At 62.8% G+C, this 22495-nt stretch carries 22 protein-coding genes and 1 pseudogene; 14 read left to right on the top strand and 9 right to left on the bottom strand.

The annotated features are described in order from the left end of the window. Window positions 1–207: 207 nt before the first annotated feature. Complete coding sequence (locus tag QM609_RS15180; RefSeq protein ID WP_003946362.1) at window positions 208–534, top strand: chorismate mutase; 327 nt, start codon at window positions 208–210, stop codon at window positions 532–534. A 74-nt stretch (window positions 535–608) separates the two neighbouring features. Here the strand turns inward: QM609_RS15180 and QM609_RS15175 are convergent, their stop codons facing one another. After that, window positions 609–2063 (bottom strand): NAD-dependent succinate-semialdehyde dehydrogenase, encoded by a 1455-nt coding sequence (locus tag QM609_RS15175; RefSeq protein WP_007727613.1) that lies wholly within the window; start codon window positions 2061–2063, stop codon window positions 609–611. 92 nt (window positions 2064–2155) lie between these two features. Here QM609_RS15175 and pgi point away from each other — a divergent pair, with 92 nt between their 5' ends. Beyond that, a complete protein-coding gene (gene pgi, locus QM609_RS15170; RefSeq protein ID WP_007727615.1) occupies window positions 2156–3811 on the top strand; it encodes a glucose-6-phosphate isomerase in 1656 nt (551 codons plus the stop codon). 1 nt (window position 3812) lies between these two features. Here pgi and QM609_RS15165 read toward each other — a convergent pair whose 3' ends face one another. Then, the gene (locus QM609_RS15165) at window positions 3813–4625 is read right to left on the bottom strand and encodes an FAD:protein FMN transferase (RefSeq protein WP_007727618.1); all 813 of its coding nucleotides are present in this window, start codon (window positions 4623–4625) and stop codon (window positions 3813–3815) included. A gap of 210 nt (window positions 4626–4835) precedes the next feature. Between QM609_RS15165 and QM609_RS15160 the strand changes: the two genes are divergently transcribed. Together QM609_RS15160 and QM609_RS15155 are read left to right on the top strand one after the other, a co-directional pair. Further along, window positions 4836–4994, top strand: coding sequence for a hypothetical protein (locus tag QM609_RS15160; protein ID WP_155277906.1), 159 nt, complete (start codon window positions 4836–4838; stop codon window positions 4992–4994). Window positions 4995–5546: 552 nt separating this feature from the next. Next, window positions 5547–5990: a helix-turn-helix domain-containing protein gene (locus QM609_RS15155; RefSeq protein ID WP_003946341.1), complete on the top strand. Its 444-nt coding sequence runs from the start codon at window positions 5547–5549 to the stop codon at window positions 5988–5990. 26 nt (window positions 5991–6016) lie between these two features. On the opposite strand, the gene QM609_RS15150 is transcribed toward QM609_RS15155, so the two are convergent. From QM609_RS15150 to QM609_RS15140, 3 genes and pseudogenes are all read right to left on the bottom strand, one after another. Beyond that, a complete protein-coding gene (locus tag QM609_RS15150) occupies window positions 6017–6835 on the bottom strand; it encodes an ABC transporter permease (RefSeq protein ID WP_007727621.1) in 819 nt (272 codons plus the stop codon). Next, window positions 6795–7609: pseudogene (locus tag QM609_RS15145) on the bottom strand (ABC transporter ATP-binding protein). Before QM609_RS15145 ends, QM609_RS15150 begins: the two are co-directional and overlap by 41 nt. A gap of 37 nt (window positions 7610–7646) precedes the next feature. Beyond that, window positions 7647–8117: a MarR family winged helix-turn-helix transcriptional regulator gene (locus QM609_RS15140; RefSeq protein WP_007727626.1), complete on the bottom strand. Its 471-nt coding sequence runs from the start codon at window positions 8115–8117 to the stop codon at window positions 7647–7649. Window positions 8118–8242: 125 nt separating this feature from the next. Between QM609_RS15140 and QM609_RS15135 the strand changes: the two genes are divergently transcribed. Next, window positions 8243–8746, top strand: coding sequence for a COG4315 family predicted lipoprotein (locus QM609_RS15135; protein ID WP_007727629.1), 504 nt, complete (start codon window positions 8243–8245; stop codon window positions 8744–8746). A 3-nt stretch (window positions 8747–8749) separates the two neighbouring features. Here the strand turns inward: QM609_RS15135 and QM609_RS15130 are convergent, their stop codons facing one another. Together QM609_RS15130 and QM609_RS15125 are read right to left on the bottom strand one after the other, a co-directional pair. Further along, window positions 8750–10072 carry an NAD(P)/FAD-dependent oxidoreductase gene (locus tag QM609_RS15130; RefSeq protein WP_003946361.1) on the bottom strand — a complete coding sequence of 441 codons (1323 nt, stop codon included), beginning with the start codon at window positions 10070–10072 and terminating at the stop codon, window positions 8750–8752. Further along, window positions 10072–10824: an SDR family oxidoreductase gene (locus QM609_RS15125; protein WP_007727631.1), complete on the bottom strand. Its 753-nt coding sequence runs from the start codon at window positions 10822–10824 to the stop codon at window positions 10072–10074. Before QM609_RS15125 ends, QM609_RS15130 begins: the two co-directional genes overlap by 1 nt. A gap of 82 nt (window positions 10825–10906) precedes the next feature. Between QM609_RS15125 and QM609_RS15120 the strand changes: the two genes are divergently transcribed. From QM609_RS15120 to QM609_RS15110, 3 genes are read left to right on the top strand one after another with little or no spacing between them, the layout of a single operon-like run. Beyond that, window positions 10907–12316, top strand: a complete 1410-nt coding sequence (locus QM609_RS15120) for a dihydrolipoyl dehydrogenase family protein (RefSeq protein WP_030534884.1) — start codon at window positions 10907–10909, stop codon at window positions 12314–12316. Between the two features lie 29 nt (window positions 12317–12345). Further along, window positions 12346–13875: a carboxylesterase/lipase family protein gene (locus tag QM609_RS15115; protein WP_050655575.1), complete on the top strand. Its 1530-nt coding sequence runs from the start codon at window positions 12346–12348 to the stop codon at window positions 13873–13875. Further along, window positions 13872–15344, top strand: a complete 1473-nt coding sequence (locus QM609_RS15110) for a carboxylesterase/lipase family protein (protein WP_047272575.1) — start codon at window positions 13872–13874, stop codon at window positions 15342–15344. Before QM609_RS15115 ends, QM609_RS15110 begins: the two co-directional genes overlap by 4 nt. 7 nt (window positions 15345–15351) lie before the next feature. Here QM609_RS15110 and QM609_RS15105 read toward each other — a convergent pair whose 3' ends face one another. Continuing rightward, window positions 15352–15777, bottom strand: coding sequence for a hypothetical protein (locus QM609_RS15105; RefSeq protein WP_047272576.1), 426 nt, complete (start codon window positions 15775–15777; stop codon window positions 15352–15354). Then, window positions 15774–16364: a helix-turn-helix domain-containing protein gene (locus QM609_RS15100; RefSeq protein WP_003946400.1), complete on the bottom strand. Its 591-nt coding sequence runs from the start codon at window positions 16362–16364 to the stop codon at window positions 15774–15776. Before QM609_RS15100 ends, QM609_RS15105 begins: the two co-directional genes overlap by 4 nt. Window positions 16365–16530: 166 nt before the next feature. Between QM609_RS15100 and QM609_RS15095 the strand changes: the two genes are divergently transcribed. The 6 genes from QM609_RS15095 (at window position 16531) to QM609_RS15070 (ending at window position 22478) form a co-directional block, all read left to right on the top strand. Continuing rightward, on the top strand, window positions 16531–17316 hold the full coding sequence (locus tag QM609_RS15095) for an aldolase (RefSeq protein ID WP_007727641.1): 786 nt from the start codon (window positions 16531–16533) through the stop codon (window positions 17314–17316). 33 nt (window positions 17317–17349) lie between these two features. Beyond that, entirely contained in the window at window positions 17350–18252 is a 903-nt protein-coding gene (locus QM609_RS15090) for a dihydrodipicolinate synthase family protein (RefSeq protein WP_007727643.1), read from the top strand. A 59-nt stretch (window positions 18253–18311) separates the two neighbouring features. Further along, window positions 18312–19172: an SDR family oxidoreductase gene (locus tag QM609_RS15085; protein WP_283337302.1), complete on the top strand. Its 861-nt coding sequence runs from the start codon at window positions 18312–18314 to the stop codon at window positions 19170–19172. Next, window positions 19172–20965 carry a DEAD/DEAH box helicase family protein gene (locus QM609_RS15080; protein ID WP_050655573.1) on the top strand — a complete coding sequence of 598 codons (1794 nt, stop codon included), beginning with the start codon at window positions 19172–19174 and terminating at the stop codon, window positions 20963–20965. Before QM609_RS15085 ends, QM609_RS15080 begins: the two co-directional genes overlap by 1 nt. Before the next feature lie 199 nt (window positions 20966–21164). Then, window positions 21165–21641 (top strand): nitroreductase/quinone reductase family protein, encoded by a 477-nt coding sequence (locus QM609_RS15075; protein ID WP_003946395.1) that lies wholly within the window; start codon window positions 21165–21167, stop codon window positions 21639–21641. Window positions 21642–21698: 57 nt separating this feature from the next. Further along, entirely contained in the window at window positions 21699–22478 is a 780-nt protein-coding gene (locus QM609_RS15070; RefSeq protein ID WP_050655572.1) for a DUF427 domain-containing protein, read from the top strand. Window positions 22479–22495: the final 17 nt, after the last annotated feature.

Raw genomic sequence — 22495 nt, 5'->3', positions numbered from 1 at the left:
AGCATTTCCGTTCGCGACAACACGGCCGACCCCGTCGGCCCGCTGTGGCGTTACTTTACGTGCCCCGGACCTCGGTGCACGTGATCTGAACAGCTCACCCGCCCCTGGTCCGAATCGGATCCGGGGCATTTTCGTCAGTGTGCCTGGATCGGTAACGACCCGAGCCGAGACCACGATCCACGCAGTAGGAAGAGGAGACGAATAGCAATGAGCACCCAGGCTGCAGCCCCCCATGGAAATACTGTCGATACTGTAAAAACTGCTCCGACAGACGTCGAGATCCCCCAGAGTGAGGCGGAGATCGACGAACTACGGAAAGAAATCGACCGTCTCGACGCCGAGATCCTCGCGGCCATCAAACGCCGCTCCGAGGTCTCCCAGATCATCGGCCGTACCCGCATGGCATCGGGTGGTCCGCGTCTGGTGCACAGCCGCGAGATGAAGGTCCTAGAACGATTCAACGAGCTGGGCCAGGAAGGCCACACTCTCGCGATGCTGCTCCTACGCCTGGGCCGCGGACGCCTGGGCCACTAGCGCACACCCAGATCACTTGCGAACGGCCACATCGGATGCCTCTGGCAGTCCCGATGTGGCCGTTCGCGTGTGTATCAGCTCTCGAGCGCGATGTACTTCGTGTTCAGGTATTCCTCGATCCCCTCGGTCCCGCCCTCGCGGCCGAATCCGGATTCCTTCACGCCACCGAACGGCGCTGCCGCGTCCGAGATCACTCCGCGGTTGACGCCGATCATTCCTGATTCCAGTGCGTCGGAAACCCGAAGCGCACGGTCGAGATCCCTCGTGAAGATGTACGCGGCCAGTCCGAACTCGGTGTCGTTGGCGGCTGCGATTCCCTCGGCTTCGGTGTCGAAGCCGGTGATCGCGGCGACGGGTCCGAACACCTCTTCTTTCAGAATCCGCGCGCTGGCCGGAACGTCTGCCAACACCGTGGCTGGATAGAAGTACCCTTCACCACCCGGCGCTTCGCCGCCCAGTCGCACCTTCGCCCCGGCATCCACCGCATCTGCAACCAACTCCGCGACCGTGTCGAGTTGGTTCTGGTTGATCAGCGGGCCGAGCTTCGTCTCCGGGTCGGTACCGGGTCCCATCGTGAAAGTCGCCATCTTCTCGGTCAGCTTGGTCGTGAACTCTTCACGCACGGCGTTGGCGACGTGGAACCGGTTGGCGGCGGTGCATGCTTCGCCACCGTTGCGAAGCTTCGCCAGTACCGCGCCCTCGACTGCCTTGTCGACGTCCGCGTCGTCGAACACCACGAAGGGTGCGTTGCCACCCAATTCCATCGACGTGCGGAGCAATCGCTTCGCGGACTTCTCCACCAGCATCTTGCCGACGCCGGTGGACCCGGTGAAGGTGAGCTTGCGCAGTCGAGGGTCGTCGATGAGAGGGCCGGTCACTTCACCGGATTTCGATGTCGGCAACACCGAGAGGACTCCGTCGGGCAACCCGGCTTCGGCCATGAGCTGAGCAAGCAACAACATCGTCAACGGGGTCTCCGAGGCGGGCTTGACGATGATCGTGCAGCCGGCGGCCAACGCCGGGCCGATCTTGCGGGTACCCATCGCCAACGGGAAATTCCAGGGAGTGATGGCCAGACAAGGTCCGACCGGCGCTTTGGTGACAAGGATCCGGCCGTTGCCCGCCGGGGCCGGCGTGTAGCGCCCGCCGATGCGAACGGCCTCCTCGCTGAACCACCGGAAGAACTCAGCCCCGTACTTCACCTCGGCGCGACTTTCGGCGAGTGCCTTGCCCATTTCGAGGGTCATCAGCAGCGCCACGTCCTCGGCTCGCTCGGTGATCTTCTCGAAGACGGCTCGCAGGATTTCACCACGCTCGCGCGCAGGTGTGCTCGCCCACTTCGACGAGACGGCGACGGCTTCGTCGAGAGCGCGCAGCGCGTCCGCGGGGCTCGCATCGGCGACATCGGTCAACGATTTCCCGGTCGCCGGATCCGCCACCGGGAAGGTCGCGTTGTTCTCCGCGGGCACGAACCGACCGCCGACGAACAACTGGGTGGGAACTGATCGAATGAATTCGAATGTGTCCATGGGTTCCATGATGCTCGTCGGAGCCGCGTCCGTCTGCCCGCGAGCGAGACTCACGCGGAAGTTTCCAGCTTGTGCCACTAAAGTCGATGATCGTGAGCACTGACATCACCGGAACCTCAGCCTGGCAGAAACTGCGCGCTCATTACGCCGACATCGAAGGCGTTCACCTGCGAGAACTCTTCCAGGACGATCCAGCCCGCGGGCGAGAGCTGACGATCGACGCCGGTGATCTTCACATCGACTACAGCAAGCATCGCGTCAGCCGCGAGACTCTCGCGCTGCTCGTCGACCTGGCCCGCGAGGCCGGCGTCGAGGCACGACGCGACGCGATGTTCGCGGGCGATCACATCAACACTTCCGAAGACCGCGCCGTACTGCACACAGCGCTGCGTCTGCCCAAGGATTCTGCTCTGACCGTCGACGGTCAAGACGTCGTCGCGGACGTTCACGAAGTTCTGGACGCGATGGGCGCTTTTGCCGATCGTGTGCGCAGCGGCGAGTGGACCGGAGCTACCGGCAAGCGCATCCGCACCATCGTCAACATCGGCATCGGCGGTTCCGACCTCGGGCCGGTGATGGTCTACCGCGCACTACGGCATTACGCCGACGCCGGAATCAGCGTCCGGTTCGTCTCCAACATCGACCCTGTCGACCTGGTCGGGCAGCTCGACGACCTCGATCCGGAGACGACGCTCTTCATCGTCGCATCCAAGACGTTCTCCACCCTCGAGACCCTCACCAACGCGACAGCGGCAAAGCGTTGGCTGTTCGCCGGTCTGGGCAGCGAAGACGTCTCGGCCGTAGCCAAGCATTTCGTCGCAGTCTCCACCCACGGTGACCGTGTGGCGGAGTTCGGCATCGACACCGCGAACATGTTCGGGTTCTGGGATTGGGTCGGCGGGCGCTACTCCGTCGACTCGGCGATCGGCTTGTCGGTCATGTGTGCCGTCGGACCCGTTCGCTTTGCGGAGTTCCTCGACGGTTTCCACCAGATCGACACGCACTTCCGAAACCAACCGCTCGAGCAGAACGCGCCGGTCCTCCTCGGCCTCATCGGGCTCTGGTATTCCAACTTCTTCGGCGCACAGTCCCGCGCAGTGCTGCCCTACTCCAACGACTTGCTGCGCTTTCCCGCCTACCTGCAGCAGCTGACCATGGAATCCAACGGCAAATCGGTTCGCGCCGACGGCTCACCGGTGACCACGTCCACCGGTGAGATCTTCTGGGGCGAGCCCGGAACCAACGGCCAACACGCCTTCTACCAACTCCTGCATCAGGGCACCTGGCTGGTGCCTGCCGATTTCATCGGGTTCGCGGAATCCACCGACGATCTGCCTACTGCGGACGGCACGGGATCAATGCACGATCTGCTCATGAGTAACTTCTTCGCTCAGACAAAGGTTCTCGCGTTCGGGAAGACTGCCGAAGAAATCGCGTCAGAGGGCACTGCTCCGGAGCTGGTGCCACACAAGGTGATGCCAGGCAACCGGCCTTCGAGCACTATCTTGGCGAAGGAGCTGACCCCCTCGGTCGTCGGTCAGCTGATCGCACTTTACGAGCACCAGGTATTTGTCGAAGGTGCTGTCTGGGGTGTCAATCCGTTCGATCAGTGGGGCGTCGAACTCGGCAAGACACAAGCCATGGAACTGGGGCCTGCGCTCTCTTCCGAAGCAGCACCCGGCGACCTCGGCGACACATCCACAGATGCTCTGGTGCAGTGGTACCGCAGAGAGCGCGGACGGGCCTGACTCACGCGGCCGCCGGGCCGAACCAACTTTCCGTTGTGTACACGCGTCCGGATCGGTCGACGAGCCGAGCCCGAAGCTCTTGCTGTTCAACCCATTTGATGGCGCTTATCCCCCGGATCAACGCAGCTTCGCTCGCGGCGTACGCCCACACCGCGTCGTCAGCAATCACCGAGACCTGTGCCCATTCCGTGGAGGGCCGCTCCTGGTTCGGCTCCCAGGAGGGCAGCTCCAGCGCCCGCGCCGTCGCCATCGCGGTTCCGTTGATCAGTTCGACTTCTTCGCTGTCCGGCACCGGAATCTGCCAGCCACCAGCCGGTGCATGGCCGGCCGTGGCGATCACGTCGCCGATCCGCACAGCAACGCCGCATTGTAATTCGGCGGCGACGATCTGCGCGGCGCGATCGACGGTGTCGGCCTTGGCAACTCCGGTGATGTCGAACGACGCACCCCAGGGCGCGTACACCACGTCTCCGTCGAGCTGTACGTCCTCGAACGTCGGGGTCGGGTGCACCGGAGGGATGGATTCGTCCTCGGAGTAGTTGTCGGCAAGCGGATTGACTGCACCGCCGGTCATACGGGCAGCCCACAGCGCCGACCGCAGCAGAGCCGACATACGTCGTGTCACTTTGACCGGAGTTCCCTGAGCGAGGTTGACGGCGTGAATCTCGGCGTCTCCCCGGCGAAGGTCGCAGACCGCTTCGGTTTCGTCGATGGCAGCTGCGATCAACGCGTGCGCAGTAGGCAGCGCAGCGCCCTCGGTGACGTCCACCTCCACGGCGGAATCCCACATCGCCCACTTCTCGACACTGACCATGTCAGTCCTGCCCTTCGAACACACTGTGTTGTAACCAGTATGCGCCGGTCAGCAACCCCCGTGCCATAAAGCGCTTCCGAGGCCGAGGCACACATGCCGCAGGTTGAGCAGCGCACGGCGGGGACTGGATGGTAGATCTGTGCGACAGAATTGCCGCCTGGACTGTCGCCCTCCGTGTGCAAGACGTGTAATCCTCCACATGGTTCTGACATGCACCTGACTGCGACGACGTCGACTACTACTGGCGCAGCGGGCAATTCCGATCCGAAAGACGCAGAGTCGACGCTCGACATGTCCGGCCGGCCGGCTGCGCTTCGAGCCCGGTCCGCCGCAGCAACACGCCCGGGCGGCGCTGATGTCACCGCATGAACCTTATGTCACCGCATGAAAAATGGGGACCGACGAGAAGCACTGTGTTCCAACGTCGATGACATACCAATCGGCCGCTTTCAATGCGCGTCACTTTCGCAGGTGGACACACCTGAGCGCTCACTCTCGAGTGCAGCAAAATACGGGCCCACCACTGCGCGCGAGCGTCGAGCAGAGCACCGAGAAGAAGTCCCGAACACGCGGCGCGCCAACCGCCGGCACGACGACGCCCGGTGCCCGGCGGCAGCGCTTCGCACGTTACAGACCGAGCAGGAATGCATCGACACAAAATGGATAGGACCGGCTGAAAGAACCTGCAGCACAATGGCGTAACCACCACCGTTCGGCTTATACGCTACCGCCGTACACCTTGGCAAAACGAACGGTCAGTACGCGGCGAAAATCACATACTTTACAAAGTCTTTGGAATTTTTCTGCGCCAAATATCCGCAGGTGAAAGGACTTTCGACCAGAGTCCAGAATAACCGTGTCGTCTACTATGTGAAAACTGCGAAGTAGCTGTGACGCTGGGTCACGCTCGAGGGAGGAATTGTGACCGATTCATTCAAGGACCGTTTGAACGCCTTGTACCCGGCCACAGCACCGAGACTCACCAACGCACAAGTTGTGGAAGCCCTTTCGCAACGTGGATGCAAGATTTCGACACCGTACCTCTCGCAACTCCGGAGCGGTGTGCGCACGAATCCATCGGAGCAAGTCGTTTTGGCATTGGCCGATTACTTCGGCGTGGCAGCAGAGTACTTCTTCGGCCCGACACCTCGCCAAGATCCCGAACTGATTCCGGAAGAAGACCGTTCGGTTGTCGAGGAGTTCCACGACAGCGAATTACGTTCTCTGGCCATAAAAGCGGTCGATCTCTCCCCTGAATCGCAGGACTTGCTCTCATCGATTGCGGAGAAACTTCGCTCGTCCGAAGGACTCCCGGCCGTCCCTCCGGATTGCAGCACCTACACCCCACCGTTCACTCGCGACTAGTCCGGAGCGAAGTTCAGCGAGTCAGATCAGCGAGTCAAGCGGCCCAATAGTGCCGAAGCTGTGATGATTCCGAGCAGCGCGGCCCCGATCAGCACGCCGAAGTCGACGAGGTAGTCGGTCGGCATTCCGATCAGCAGACCGCGCAGCGCTGACACCTCGTAACTCAGCGGATTGATGCGACTGAGCCACTGAACCCACGTCGGCATGAGTTCGACCGGGTACAGAGCGTTGGACGCGAAGAACAACGGCATGGTGATCGCCTGGCCGATGCCCATCAATCGATCTCGTTTGAGCACGATCCCCGCGATCGCAACCGACAGACAGGCGAAGAACGCCGAGCCGAGGACAACGACAGCCACGACGCCGAGCAACTTGATCGGGTTCCACGTCATGCTCACGCCCAGCAGCGCCGCTACAACGACTACGACCACGGCCTGGGCGACCGCACGGATACCGGCCGCAAATGCCTTTCCGGTGACCAGCGCGGCTCGTGGCGTCGGCGTCACCATGAGTTTGGTGAGGACTCCCGCGTCACGCTCCCAGATGATCTGGATTCCGTAGAAGATCGCAACAAAAAGCGCGGACTGCGCAATGATGCCCGGCGCGAGAAAGTCGAGATACGGTACGTCGCCAGTCGGGATCGCTCGGATATGACTGAACGTCTGACCGAAGATCACCAACCAGAGGATCGGCTGGATTGCGCGCGTGACCAATTCAGATCGGTCGTGCCGCAACTTCTGAACTTCCACGAGGCAGAATGTGTAAATTCTCGAGAGCAATCGAGCAAGACTGTTGGTAGTGGGATCAGCCCAAGCGGCGCGCTGTGCGACGGGCACTGCGGACATCGTGGAGACCTCCTGACTTGTCGCCGGTGAGATCGTCGCCGGTGTAGTGACGGAACACGTCTTCGAGAGTGACCTCCGGCCCCAGTTCGGCGGCCAACGCGCTCGGCTCGCCCACCGCACGAAGTTCACCGTGATGCATCAACGCAACACGATCACACAACTCCTCGGCTTCTTCCATGTAGTCGTCGTGAGCAGCACAGTCATGCCGTACTGCTTCTGCATCTCCGCCACTCGCTGCCAGACGGATTCGCGGGCAATGGGATCCAGCCCCACCGTCGGTTCGTCGAGCACCAGCAACGACGGTCGGTTCACCAGCGCCTGCGCAAGTTCGAGACGTCGCACCATACCGCCGGAGAAACCCGACGCCAGACGATCACCTGAATCGAGTAGGTCCACCATCTCGAGCGCCTGGTCGACGCGCTCGCGTCGTTCGGACCGCGGAACGTCGTACAGTCGCGCGAACCAGGTCACGTTCTCGCGTGCGGTCAATGCGCTTTCGATCGAGAGCTGTTGTGGCACGTACCCGAGGTAGCGCCGAATGGTCATCGCCTCGGTACGAACTGAGCGACCGAGAATCCGAATGTCACCGTCTTGCAGAGGAAGTAACGTGTTGAGCAACCTGATCGTCGTAGTCTTTCCTGCGCCGTTGGGACCGAGCAGGCCGAAGCATTCCCCCGCGTTGACGACCAGACTCAGGTTGTCCACCGCCCGATGACCGCCGAACTTGTATGTGACCGAGTCGATCTCGACCGCGGGTGCGTCAGGGTCAGGCATGTGTACTGCTCGGCTCCTCCACCACTGCGTCAGCATCTCACTGCCCCCCGCCTTCCGATCCGGCCGCTGCCAGAGCGCTCGCCAATCGAGACAGGGCCGGTAGAGCAGCCTCGATACTTGCCCTGTCCTCTGCGGTCAGAGTCGACAATGCCTGACCGACAATCACACTCCGGCGATCACGCCACACCTCGACGCGGGCGCGCGCCTCGTCCGCGAGCACCAATCGCGCGACGCGGCGGTCGGCCTCGTCGGCAACGCGTTCGATCACTCCCTCGTCGACGAGCTGCCGCACCAAGGTGGACACCGTGTTTGCCGCGACACCCAATCGCCCGGCAGCCTCGGCCACCGACAGACCCGGGTTGCGTCGTAGCAGCCTGACGAGTTCGATCTGGGCGCCGGCGAGCGGTCGTTCCGCAAACGGCCGCCCCGACGCCTTCCTCGTGCCCCGGCGCAATTGTCCGAGCGTCTCCAGGACGTCATCCGCAAGATTTGCTCCGCTTCCATCCACAACCTCACAATAGCTCTGTAACAGAGCTATTGTCGAGGAATCCGGACGCCCGGCGTTTTCAGCTCGTCCGCAACGGGTATCCCCGATTGCTTGTCCCGAGCACTCCCGCCCAGAACGGAGACGTCATGCGCAGACAGTGGTTGTTCGCGACAGTTGCGAGTACCGCCCTGATCCTCACCGGTTGCTCGCCCGACGCCCTCGATTCCGGGGACAGCGCAGACAACGTCACTGCCATTTCGACGTCGCTGTCGCCACCCGCCGCCGCTGATGCACCCCTGCTGAAGACCGCCGACTCCCCACTCGGGACGATCGCCGTCGACGGCGAAGGCATGACCGTCTACGTCTACAACCCGGACGAGGAGAACTCACAAGCCGGGTCGTGCGACGAAGCGTGCCTGCGTTACTGGCCGGCGGTCACCTCGGTCACGGATTCGCCGATCGTCGAAGGAATCGACGCTGTCATCGGTACCATCGACGGGCCGGAAGGATCTTTCCAGATCACCGTCAACGGCAAGCCCGTCTATCGGTACCTCGACGACAAGGTTCCCGGCGACATGCTCGGACAGAGCGTCGGCAGCCTGTGGTGGATGATCGACACCGCCGGAAACCCCGTGTTCAAGACCGAGTAACCCTCAGTTGTACGGCTGCCGAGCGGTTTCGGGGTCGCCGTACGTGATTGCCCGTTCCCGACGCGTCTTCGACGCCAGGGTTGCGCCCCAGTTCAGCACCGTGCTGGCGCGATTGCGGAACCCCGCGAGGAACGCGATGTGGATGATTCCCCATGACACCCATCCGATGAACCCGGACAACTGGACCGGCCCTGCCTGAAGCAACGCGTGGCGTCGCGAAATGTAGGCCGCGGTTCCAAGATCGCGGTACTTGAACGGTTTTCGGCTGGGCACTCCGTTTTCCACGGTTGCAGCGATCCGGGCACCGGCGTGCCGACCACCCTGCATCGCGACCTCGGCCACCCCGGCAAGTTTGTCCCGCGACATGAGGTCGCCCACCACGTAGACGTTCGGGTGGCCGGGAACGGTCAGATCGGCTTCCACCTCGATGCGGCCACCGCCGACCTGCTTCACACCCAGCGCCGTGGCCAGTGCCTCGGCGAACGGCACTGCTTCGACGCCCGCGGTCCACAGAATCGTGCGGGTCTCGTACTGCCGCTTCTCTTTTGTCTTCTTGTCCGTCGTCTCGATGCTGGTCTCGCACACGTCGGTGACGTGCACGCCGAGGTGAGTCTCGACGCCGATCCCGTCGAGAGTACGTTTGGCGGCGGCCGAGAGCTTGCGACTGAACGAAGGGAGCACCCGATCGTCGCCGTGGAAGAGCAGTACCCTTGCCTCGTCAGGGTCGATGGACCGGAACTCGTTGGTGAGCGCGTGCATCGCCAATTCGCGGATCTGTCCGGCTAATTCGACGCCGGTGGGTCCGCCGCCCGCCACGGCGAATGTCAGCCACGGTCGACGTTCTTCCGCAGTCGGGAGCGATTCGGCCATCTCGAACGCAGCAATGAGACTGCGCCTGATCGCCAAAGCGTCGTCGAGGGTTTTCATGCCGGGCGCCCATTTGATGAACTCGTCCTGGCCGTGGTAGGACTGGCGCATTCCAGCCGCCACGATCAGGTAGTCGTACGGCAATTCGAAGGTCGACCCGTCGAAGCGACTGGCAGTCAGTATCCCGGCGTCGGCGTCCACCGACTTGGCCTCGCCCAGAACGACGTTCGTGTTCTTGTTGTCCTCGAGCAGATGTCGCAGCGGACTTGCGATCTGCCCTTCGGAGAGCAGACCCGTGGCGCACTGGTAGAGCAGGGGCTGGAAGACGTGGCTGGTCCCTCGGTCGATCAGAACCACCTCGACGTCAGCCTTCTTGAGTCGTCTCGCTGCATACAGTCCACCGAAGCCGCCACCGACGATCACTACCCGGGGCTTACCGTTCGAGATGTGGATGCTCATCAGACAAACCTCGCTGTCACGGAGTTGGGCAGGAATCGTAGGGCCGCATCTATCCCTTGCCACTTGAGGCCGGGTAGCGCCGCTCGGGTGGTTTCCTTCTCGATAGCGTCGACCATGGCACTGACGCCTTCGTCCAGACTGGCCATGAGCGCAGCGTCGTCGCCGGCGCCGGCGGACATGTCGGTCTTGATGAAGCCCGGCAGCAGCGTGGTGACCCGAATAGGTGTGCGCGCCAACTCGATACTGAGCGCCTCACCCAGCGCCGCTACTCCCGCCTTGCTCGCCGAATAGGCCGCTTTTGGCCCGGGTAGCCCCCGATCCGCGCTTATCGAGGACACGAGAACCAGGTGTCCGGAGTCCTGCGCGCGGAAGATCTCGAGCGCAGCTTCACACTGCGACAGCGCGCCGACAAAATTCGTCTGCGCTGTTGCAAGATTCGCGTGCGCTTTTCCGGTTCCGATCTTGGCGCCCTTGCCGAGCCCGGCGTTCACGATCACCCGGTCCAGGCCACCCAACTCGTCGCGCAGCTCACCGAAAACCCGGACGACGGAATCGTGTTCGGTCACATCGAGTTCGCGCACTGCGACGCTGATCGACGGGTACTGCGCCACCAGCTCCCCACGCAGCGTGTCGAGACGATCCGTCCGCCGGGCACACAACGCGAGGTCGCGACCGGCCGCGGCGAATCTCCTGGCCATCTCCTCACCCAGACCCGAACTGGCACCGGTGATCAAAATCTTCTGCCGCGTCATGGGTGCAACTGTAACCATCATCGAGTTCTCGTACCCGGCGGTAACCGAGCGAACTCGGACCGATCCGACATACCGTGGAGCAATGACCGACGAATTCGATGTCATCGTGATCGGCGGTGGACCCGCCGGCGAGAACGCCGCCGCATACGCCATCGCCGGAAGTAATCGCACCGCCGCAATCGTGGAACACGAACTGGTCGGCGGTGAATGCTCGTATTGGGCCTGTATGCCCAGCAAGGCACTACTGCGCCCGGGGCAGGTCCTCGAGGCGGCCGACGCCTTGCCCGGGATCCCGGCCGGACCGCTGGACGTCGATGCCGTTCTGAAACGGCGCGACTCGTTCACCCACAACCACGACGACTCGTCCCAGGTCGACTGGGCAACCTCCGCGGGCATCACCGTGATCAAAGGCCACGGGGTCATCGACGGCGAGCGAGCAGTGACCGTCGACGGGACCCGTAAGCTCCGTGCCCGCCGTGCCGTCGTACTCGCCACGGGAACGACCGCCACCGTCCCGAAGACACCGGGATTGCGCGAGGCACTCCCGTGGACCTCGCGCGACGCCACCAACCTGCACGAGGTTCCGTCGCGAGTGGCGGTCATCGGCGGCGGAGTGGTCGCAACTGAGTGCGCAACGTGGTTGTCGTCGTTCGGCGCTCACGTGACGTTGCTCGTGAGGGGCGATGCTCTGTTGAAATCAGCAGAACCGTTTGCCGGAACGATGGTGGCCGAAGCACTCGGTGCCCGCGGTGTGGACGTTCGACTGAGCACTGCCGTCAACTCGGTCTCACGCCCCGATGCCAAGGACACCGGCGAAGGTCACATCCACGGTGGACCCGTCAGCATCGAGACATCGTCCGGCGTGATCGAAGTCGACGAGGTCATCGTCGCGGCGGGCCGCGGGCCGACATCTGCCGATCTCGGCTTGTCCGTCATCGGCCTCGAGGACGGCAAGTACGTCACCACTGACGATCACCTCTGTGCCCAAGGTGAGTGGCTCTACGCCGTCGGCGACATCAACGGTCGTTCTCCCCTCACCCACATGGGCAAGTATCAGGCGAGAGTCTGCGGAGACGTCATCGCCGCGCGGGCCGAGAGCCGCGGACTCAGGGGACCTCGGTACACGGCGTCGGCGGACAATGGACAGGTCCCCCAGGTGGTGTTCACCTCACCCGAAATCGCCTGGGTGGGACGCACCGAGAAGAAAGCTCGCGACGACGGCTACGACGTCGAAGTCGTGGAGATCGAACTCGCAGTCGCGGGATCTTCGCTGCTGCGCGACGACTACTCGGGGCGCGCGAAGTTGGTGATCGACAAGGCCACCGACGTGATCCTCGGCGCTACCTTCGCCGGGCCCGAAGTATCCGAGCTGGTGCATGCGGCGACAATCGCGGTCGTCGGCGCCGTACCACTGGAAACTCTCTGGCATGCGGTGCCCTCGTATCCGACGGTCAGTGAAGTCTGGCTTCGATTGCTGGAGGCTCGCCGCTGACGCGCTCCCGAAGTACGTATAGTCGCGACATGGCGTCCGACATACTTGTGACCACGGCCGACGGCACCCTGCGCGGCCGCCGGGTGGGAAAACTTCGTGCCTGGCGCGGAATTCCCTACGCCCGGCCGCCGGTCGGAACACTGCGTCTGACGCGACCACAGCCGGTCACGCCGTGGACCGGAGAACGCGACGCGATCAGGTTCGGCGACGCGTCTGTCCAACACAAGAAGGGGCTGTTGCTCGCGCCCGGGAAGTACCAGCCGAGCAGCGAGGACTGCCTGACGCTCAACGTGCTCGCCCCCGCGAACACCGGCAATACTCCGCGTCCCGTCATGGTTTTCATCCACGGTGGGGCAAACACCATCGGGACCTCGGCCACCGGCTTGTACTCGGGCGTGTCCCTCGTCGAACGCGGCGACGTCGTCTACGTCTCGATCAACTACCGGCTCGGCGCTCTGGGCTACCTCGATTTCACCCCGTTCTCAACATCCGAGCGCGTATTCGACTCCAACCTCGGACTGCGCGATCAGGTCGCGGCCCTGCAGTGGGTGCAACGCAACATCGCCGCCTTCGGTGGGGATCCTGAAAAAGTCACGATTTTCGGTGAATCCGCCGGAGCCACCGCCGTCACTACCCTGATGGCGACTCCGGCCGCCAAGGGACTCTTCGCCGGCGCTATCGCCGAGAGTTCGGCTCCGGATCTGGTCTCGAGCACGCAGCGATCGCATGCCTGGGGCGCGCGTTTCGTCGAGATCCTCAATTCCGGCCTACCACCCGCGAAGGCCCTGACCTCGGCGACAGCCGTCGAATTGGGCAGAGCCGGAAGCAGACTGGGCGCCGAGGTACTCGCGAACACACCTGGACTACATCCCTTCGGACCGGTCGTCGACGGCGACTTCCTCCCCCGCTCCCCCTTGGACGCATTCAAAGAAGGATCGGCACACCAGGTGCCGATGATCATCGGCACCAACAGACGGGAGGGGACGCTGTTCCCGAAGGTGCTCGACGCACTTCCGACCAACCCGTCGCGCATCGACACCATGTTTGCCCTCACCGATCCCGAGGCCGGGAAGCGCATCCTCGCGACCTATCCCGGCTACCCGGACGAGCAGTCCGCGATCGACGTCGGCGGAGACGTCACGTTCTGGCACCCGTCCGTGGAGTTGATGCAAGCGCACGCACAATCGGCGCCGACGTACGCCTACCGATTCGACTTCGCGCCGACGATGATGCGCTGGCTCGGCCTCGACGCCACACACGGATTCGAGATGTTTGCAGTCTTCGGCATCGGTGACACCCTTGTCGGGCGCGGCCTCACCCTTCCCGGCGGTCGACGCGGACTACGCGCAGTCACCGAATCTGTTCAGGGACACTGGCTTCACTTCGCCGAGCACGGCTCGCCGCGCGGATCGTGGCCGCGCTACGAGGGGCAGGAGCGTCGGACCATGATCTTCGACGAGATCGTCCGCGTCGAGAACGATCCCAGACGTGAACAACGCTTGGCCTGGGCGGGATACAGCGGTTACCGTAGCCACGGCACCGACATCTCCCTACCGTGACGAGCCCCCTCGAGATCACTCTCGATTCCGGGGTCGTACGCGGGCGCCTCGATCGAGGACTGCGCACCTGGCGAGCAATCCCCTACGCGGCGGCCCCGACCGGTCCTCGGAGATTTCGCGCACCGCAGCCGGTCGAGGCTTGGAATGGTGTCCGCCCGGCGGAAGCATTCGGCTCTCCGTCTCCGCAGCGCAAGAGCAATTTCGACGAGAACTCACTCTTCGTCAATGTCGTGGCCCCGCAGGTACCGTCGGATTCGTTGCGACCGGTCATGGTTTTCATTCACGGCGGCGCGTACAACGGCGGGAATCCGTCGACGCCCATGTACCGCGGAACGAGCCTGGTCGAACGTGGCGACATCGTCTACGTCTCGATCCAATATCGTCTCGGCGCGTTGGGCTACCTCGATTTCAGTGAATATTCCACTGCGGAAAGATCATTCGAGACGAACCTCGGATTGCGCGATCAGATCGCCGCGATGACGTGGGTCCAACGCAACATCGCCGCTTTCGGCGGCGACCCGAACGCCGTCACCGTCTTCGGTGAATCGTCCGGCGCCAACGCGGTCACCACTCTGATGGCAACGCCGGCGGCACGAGGGCTGTTCGCCCGGGCCATCGCTCAAAGTCCGCCGGCTGCTTCGGCATACGGAAAAGAGCGAGCGCACCGTTGGGCACGCGAGTTCCTCGAGATCGCACAGGCTCCGGATACCGATCCGGGATCGTGGCTGCGCTCCGCTTCGGTGAAGGACCTGGTCGCTGCCGGCGAAGAACTTGCGCGCCGCGGCGCGGACGAAGAACCCGGAACGCGGGCATTTGCCCCCGTGGTGGGTGACGACGTCCTTCCCGAACACCCGCTCGACGTGTTCGCCGCCGGACGCGCCCACCCCGTTCCGCTGCTCGTCGGTTCGAATCTCCACGAGGGAAGAATCTTCCCGCGCGTTCTCGACATCTTGCCTACCGACCCGGTTCGGATCGAGAAGATGTTCTCCCACACCACCCCTGAAGTGAAAGCACGTGCGCTCGCGGCGTATCCCACGTATCCGCACCGGTTTGCTGCCGCAGATCTCGGCGGCGACATCACGTTCTGGGAGCCCGCGATACTCTGCGCACAGGGTCATTGCCAGGTAGCTCCTACCTACAGTTACCGCTACGATTTTGCGCCTCGCCTGCTCAGACTCGTCGGCATGGGCGCTACCCACGCCACCGAATTGCTTGCGGTCTTCGGGCGTTCGGATGCACTCACCGCGGCCTTGACCGCGGTCGGTGGGCGCCGCGGACTGACTGCGGTGACCTCCACCATGCAGCGCCACTGGATCCATTTCGCCCGCCACGGAGTGCCGGACCGGGATTGGCCCGCCTACTCCGTACCGGAGCGGCCAACAATGATCTTCGACGAGACGTCCCGAGTGGAGAACGACCCGATGGGTGAGCGTCGACGGGCTTGGATCGGCTACGAGCACAGGCGCTGAAGCCCGATCAGAAGAACTGACCTTTCACGAAACCTGCGAGTAGGACGGCAAATCCGCCCACCTCACCGAGGATCAGCAGAAACATCCCGAGGTGCAGGGGCGGACCGGCGGACTCGAACTGATTGTCGGTGTCCTTCATCGCACCGTGAGCGATGTAGCTGAATATCGCTGCGAGAAAGAAGAACACGACCACTGCGGCACTGGTCAGGTTGATCCACGTCGGCCACGCACTGAGTTCGACGAACACCGCGATCAGCAGCGTCGCAAACGAGTACATCAGGGCAGCGCGGTGTGCGATGTCGACATACGGATGGGCGAGGTGATTGTCCGAAGTGGCCATCTGTCGGTATTTCCAGATTCCCAGGCACAGGGAGAGAAGGAAGTTCAGACCGGCCGCGAGAAGCGTCAGTGTCGTGTCGATCCCCAGCGTCATCTGCCCACCCCGCAGTGCGTTTCCAGCGAGTCACCGCTGGGTGATCCAGCCGAAGGCTTGTCGTAGACGACAACCAGCACCACCGCACGATCCGCCGACACCGACCGCATCCGGTGCGGCGTATTCGCGTCGAAGTACAAGCTGTCGCCGGCGTCGAGGTGCATCGTCTGCCCGGGGATTTCGAATTCTACGGATCCGGAGTGCACGAACACGAACTCCTCTCCCGTGTGGTCCATGAACTTGGGACCCATCACCGAGGCCGGATGAACCACGAACGGCTGCATGGCCTTTCCGACCAGTGAGGGCGCGATCGGATCGTAGACGGAAGACTGCACGGAGTTGGCCGGGTCGATCACGCGGTCCTTCGCGCGCACGATCGTCATGGCATTTCCCTCCATACTGTCCGAGAACAGTTGCCCCACATCGGCGTCGAGCACACGCGCAATCTTGAGTGCCACCGCGATCGACGGGGTACTGATACCCCGCTCGACCTTGGAGAGATAGCTCTTCGTCAGACCGGTCTGCTCGGCCAGGCCCTCGAGCGTCAGACCGGCGCGACGCCGATGTGTTCGCAAAAACGCTGCCATTCGGTTCCCCTCACGCGGCTTTGTGTCATCACTCTACCAATACATTGACCTGCGGCGATCAGCGATGCAGGAATCGAGGGTTGCGCATTTCCGTCCTATATGACACTTTGTGTCTTATAGGTGACTGAATGTCATTGATTTCCGGGTCCCGAGAAAGGCACACCCCATGACCGACACGATGCGTGCGAGCAAGCAGGAACTCATGGCCACCGCCGAGACGAAGATGCTCACCGAAGTAACGACAGGTAGTTGGACTCTTCGACAGAAGATCGCACTGACCTGCCGGGCACTGTCGGACGCCGGCCACGACTCCGGCCTTGCCGGACAGATCTCCGCCCGCGGTGGGCAGCCAGGAACGTTTGTCACACAGCGACTCGGCCTCGGGTTCGACGAGATCACCGAGGACAACCTCCTGCTCGTCAACGAGGATCTCGAAGTCCTCGACGGGGAGGGCATGCCGAACCCCGCCAACAGGTTCCACAGTTGGATCTACCGCGCACGACCCGACGTCAACTGCATCGTCCACACACACCCACTACATGCGACGGCGCTGTCGATGCTCGAGATTCCCCTCGTCGTCTCCCAAATGGACATCGCGCCGCTCTACGACGACTGCGCATTTCTCGCCGACTGGCCCGGGGTTCCCGTGGGAAACGAGGAGGGCGAGATCATTTCGGCTGCACTCGGCGACAAGCGGGCAATTCTGCTCGCCCACCACGGCCAACTCGTCGTCGGCAACACGGTCGAAGAGGCATGCTCTCTCGGGCATCTGATCGAGCGAGCGGCCAGACTGCAGTTGCTGGCGATGGCTGCCGGAGACATCAAGCCGCTACCGCCTCGCCTGGCGAAGGAGGCACACGATTGGACACTGACTCCTCGGCGCAGCGAGGCGAACTTCGCTTACTACGCCCGTCGCGCTCTCCGCAATCATCCCGACACACTGACCAACTGACTTTTGTTTCCCACCAACAGAACTGAGAGCCTCATGAGCAGCACCATCAAGGGAATCGTCGCCTATCCCATCACCCCGTTCGACCGGGACACCGGAGCATTCGACCCCAAGCCGCTACACACGCTCCTCGACAGCATGATCAGCAGTGGTGTCGACGCGATAGCCCCACTCGGCAGTACCGGCGAGAGCGCCTATCTCGACGATGCAGAGTGGGAGACGGTCGCTCGGGAGACTGTCGACTACGTCGACCGCCGAGTCCCCACCGTCGTCGGAGTGTCGGATCTGACGACGGCGGGAGCACTCCGCCGAGCATCGATCGCGGCAGACGCCGGAGCCGACGCAATGATGATCCTCCCCACGTCGTACTGGCATCTGGGTGAGCAGGAGATTCGTGAACACGTCACCGCGGTGGCCGATTCCGTCGACATTCCCACGATGATCTACAACAATCCGGCCACCACCGGGATCGACATGTCGCCGGAATTTCTCGTCGATCTCGTCTCCACCGTCGACGGCGTCACGATGATCAAGGAATCCACCGGCGACATCACCCGGATGAACCGCATCAACGAACTGAGCGGTGGCACGATCCCCTTCTTCAACGGCAGCAATCCTCTTGCACTGCAATCTTTCTCTGCCGGTGCAAGCGGATGGTGCACGGCAGCCCCGTGTCTGGCCCCCGAACAGGTGGTGCACTTCTGGCGTCTACTCGAATCCGGTGATCGGTCGGGTGCCGCCGCTGTGTTCGAACAGATCGAGCCGCTACTGAAGGTCCTCGTCAGTCGCGGACTGCCGTCGACGGTCAAAGCCGGGTTGGAATCTCTCGGCATCGACGCCGGCCTTCCCCGCCGGCCCCTGCTGTCCCTCGACGACAACACCAGGACAGCTTTGTCCGACGCTCTGTCGGTGGCTCGCGGTGTAATCGTCGCGTCGTGACCTGACGTGGGAGTGGGTTCCGGCAAGATGGGATGCACACCGACCGAAGGAGGGGCACCATGTCCGTAGATTCACGGTCTGCGAGGATCGCCGTCACCGGCGCGACCGGTCATATCGGCGGACTGGTGGCCCGGTCGTTGGGCGACGCCGGTGTCCCGCAGCGGCTGATCGCACGGTCGGTCAACCGATTATCGCAGCTCCCCGGTGCCGATTCGGCCGAGACCACGTACGGGGATCAGAAGCGCGCTCTCGCGGCTCTGGCCGGAATCGACACCCTCTTCATGGTCTCGGCGGCCGAAAGCGCAGATCGTCTGGATCAGCACCGCACCTTCATCGACGCCGCAGCGGAGGCCGGGGTCAGGCACATCGTGTACACGTCTTTCCTCGGCGCTGCTCCGGACGCGACGTTCACGCTCGCTCGCGATCACTGGGTCACCGAAGAACATATCCGCGCTTCCGGGCTCGCATTCACCTTCCTGCGCGACAGCTTCTACCTCGATTTCCTACCCGCTCTCGCCGGTGAAGACGGTGTGATCCGCGGACCCGCAGGGGACGGTCTCGTCGGCGCGGTAGCGCGCTCCGACATTGCTGCCGTCGCTGTGTCGGTTCTGCAGGATCTGGATTCTCATGTCGGACAGATGTACAGCCTGACCGGACGGGAGGCACTGACGCTCTCCGAGGCCGCGAGCATCATCACCGAAGTCACCGGCAAGCGAACCACGTACGTCGAGGAAACGCTCGAGGAAGCTTACGAATCGCGGGCGTCGTACATCGCACCCGCTTGGGAACTCGACGCATGGGTGTCGACGTACACCGCAATCGCGCAGGGTGAATTGGCGCTGATCACGGGCACCGTGGAGGACCTTGTCGGCCGGCCTGCGCTCACGCTGCGTGAATTCCTCACAGCAGAAACCGCCTGATGCCACCACGCAAAGCAACCACGGCACGCAAGGCTGCCGCAAAGAAGGCTGCACCGAAGAAGGCTGCACCCAAGAGGAACACGACCAGAAAGACCGCCCCGAAGAAGACTGTCGCAAAGAAGAGCTCACGCGCGACGATGCCGGATGTGCCGACTGCCGGCCCTGGTGAGAGAGTCTGGCTCCTCGACGTTCCCTTTCGGACGCCGGCGCCTGGTGCGCAGTTCGTCAAGAAATGGAAGAGCTACGCGTGGGTCGGTACGGAGTTGCCCGTAGAACTCGCTCCATTCAAGGCACTCCCCTTCTCTTATCAGCAGTGGGTAGAGGACGACATCAATGACAGCACCGGTGAACGTCCCGTTGCTGCACCCAAAATTCCTCGGCCCGAGCAGGTTTCGGGGGCTGCAGCCGTCGTCGATGCCGCTCGCGCCGGCAAACGCGGATTTCTGTTGGCAGACAATGCAGGCCTGGGTAAGACGCTGATCGCAGTGATGTCTGCCAAGACGATTGCCGAGGAGCGCGGCGAAACCAACATCCTCGTCCTCGTCGATCGACCCGCACAGATCACCATTCCGCATTGGCGCTATTCCATCGCCTCGGTGGGCGACGGTGGATTCCGCTGGTTGATCATGTCGCCTGACCAATTGAAGAAGCTGATCGCGCGAAACGGCCGCCCCAAGTACACGTTCGGTGTGGTGATTGCCGACGAGGCCCAGCTGTACAGCAACGACACACAGCGCACGGCGGCATTCGAGAAGGTCGCGCGCTTTTCGAATGCTCACGAGCAAGCGCCGTTCGTCCTGTCCGTGACGGCAACACCGGGACACACGCCGGCCGACCAGCGTTACCTGGCACCGCTTTTCGCGCAGCTGCATTCAGAACCTTCGGAGTACTGGTCCGACCTGGGCGCCAGGCTGGTCGAGTCCGGCCTTCCGCTGGACAAGTCCTACGGGAAGTGGACGTGGAGCGCAGAGGCGAAGGAATCACCTACGCTGCAATCTCGCGCGCTCGAGACCGTGCGTGGGTGGATGTCGAACAGCAAACCGCCCTTGATGATTCATCGACCGACTCCGTGGGGACCTGTTCCGCTCGACGGTATGCCGATCGACCTCACCCATGCCCAGCGCGCCGAGTACGAGACGGAGTGGGCCGAGTACGCCTACGAAATGGGATTGGCCCGCAAGAGTCGCAACATCGCGCGCGGCCGTGCGCTGGTTCTGCGCTACCGACAGAAAGCGGGCATGATCCGCGCCGAGTCGACGGCCCAGTGGGCGCAGGCGCAGGTCAAGGCAGGCAAGCAGGTGTTGGTGGCCGTCGAATTCGTCTCCACGGCAGGTGATCCACTGGTCGAGATGATCGAAGACGCCGGGATCTCGGTGGCAAAACTGTTCGGCGCGGTGCCGGACAAGGAGGGTCAACGTCTGCGGTTTCAACGCGGGGACGCACCGGTCATCGTCTTCAATGTCACGACCTCGATCTCGCTCCATGCCAACGAAGCACTCCCGGACGGCACTCACGCGTCCCCGTTGCCACGGACGGGAATCTTTCATCAACCGCGATACTCAGGGATCGCGGCAGAACAGACGTTCGGTCGGTCGCATCGCGACTACCAGACGTGCCCGTGGGTCATACCCTTCGGCGTGGGCACCAAGGAAGAGGACGTCGCCACGGTCATGTTGCGCAATCTCAATTCGGTCACAGGTCTGAAAGGTGGTGATCGATCCGGTCTGCGGTCGCTGTCCGAACTGCTCGGCGTCGAGTGGCTAGAGCCTGATGTCTTGACCTCGGAGGGTTGATCTTCCAACGACCGTCCAACGCGCACAAACGAACGGTTTCGGCGGTATGCCCCAATTCTACTCCACCAAAACCGAATTCGGCTGACCGCTTCATTCCTTTCGGGACCTTGGGACTCAGGTATCTGTGACCAGACGTGGCAGACTCTTTCGAGTCGAGGTGCACCAGCCTCGAAACAGTGCCGAGAATGCGAGGGGTCCGATGCGCAATATCTACCGGTCATTGATGCGCAATGTCGGCCATACACAATGGTTCTCGGATCTCGGCAAGGATCTGGTTCCGCTCGATCGAGCAGTGCAGAGAGTGTCGGGAGGCAAGCTCTCGCTGGTCGGAGAGAACACCGTGACTCAGCTACTGCTCACCACGACGGGCCGTAAGACCGGCCGTTCTCGAACCACGCCACTCCTGTACGCACCCGACGGCGATGCGTTTGTCGTCGTCGGTTCGAACTGGGGGCAGGATACGCATCCAGCATGGACACTCAATTTGATGGCAAACCCCACCGCAATCGTGACAGTGAAGGGCGTCGAAATACCGGTCGGTGCGAGTCTGGCGGAGGGCGCCACGCGTAAGAAGCTGTGGGAGCTCGCGACCACCACGTGGCCGCCGTACGAAACCTACGCCGATCGAGCATTCGGGCGCCAGATCCGCGTATTTCGACTCCAACCTGTCAAATAACTGCTGCCGGGCGCAGGATGGGAAGGACCACCCTGCCGATCTCAGGAGCATTCGCGAATGTCCACAGCACTGACTCACGCAGAAGACACACAGATCACAGCTTCCAACGGGCGGATCGCACTGGAGCCGAACCCCCGCCGAATTCGAGCCTTCTTCGCTGGTCACGCCGTCGCAGACACCACTCGTTCGGTATACCTTTTCGAACGCGGCCGCCTGCCGATGTACTACATCCCCCTCGCGGACGTTCGTACCGAATTCCTCGTCCCGACGTCGACGACCACCCATTGCCCATGGAAAGGTGACGCCACCTACTGGACGATCGAGATCGGGGATCGCCGGGCCGAGGACGCCGTCTGGACCTACCCTGAACAGTTCGACGGTTCCCTGGATCTGAGTGAGTACGTCGCATTCTATTGGGATCGCATGGACGCCTGGTACGAGGAGGATCAACAGGTCTTTGTCCACGCCCGCGATCCATACGTACGTATCGACGCACTCCCCTCGTCCCGCCACGTCCGGGTTTTTGTCGGCGACGTACTGGTCGCCGAGACGAGACGACCCAGACTGCTCTTCGAAACCGGACTGCCCACGCGGTACTACATTCCGAGAATCGACGTTCACAGCGAGTACTTTGCGCCGTCCCCGACCACCACGGCCTGCCCCTACAAGGGCACTGCGTCGTATCTGTCGTTCACCGGCACAACCGAACTCGCTCCGATCGAGGATCTGGCGTGGTTCTATCCGTTCACTACCGCCGAAGCGTCCGGGATCGACGACCACGTGTCGTTCTATCCCGAACGCGTCGGCAAGATCCTGGTGGACGGTGCCGAAATCTGAAAGGTGCTGGAGCCGAG

Origin of the sequence: Rhodococcus sp. IEGM 1302 (genome assembly GCF_030056935.1) — a bacterium.
Lineage (GTDB): Bacteria > Actinomycetota > Actinomycetes > Mycobacteriales > Mycobacteriaceae > Rhodococcus_F > Rhodococcus_F qingshengii.
The sequence above is the reverse complement of the archived record's forward strand: the minus strand, read 5'-3'. Positions and strand labels throughout refer to the sequence as shown.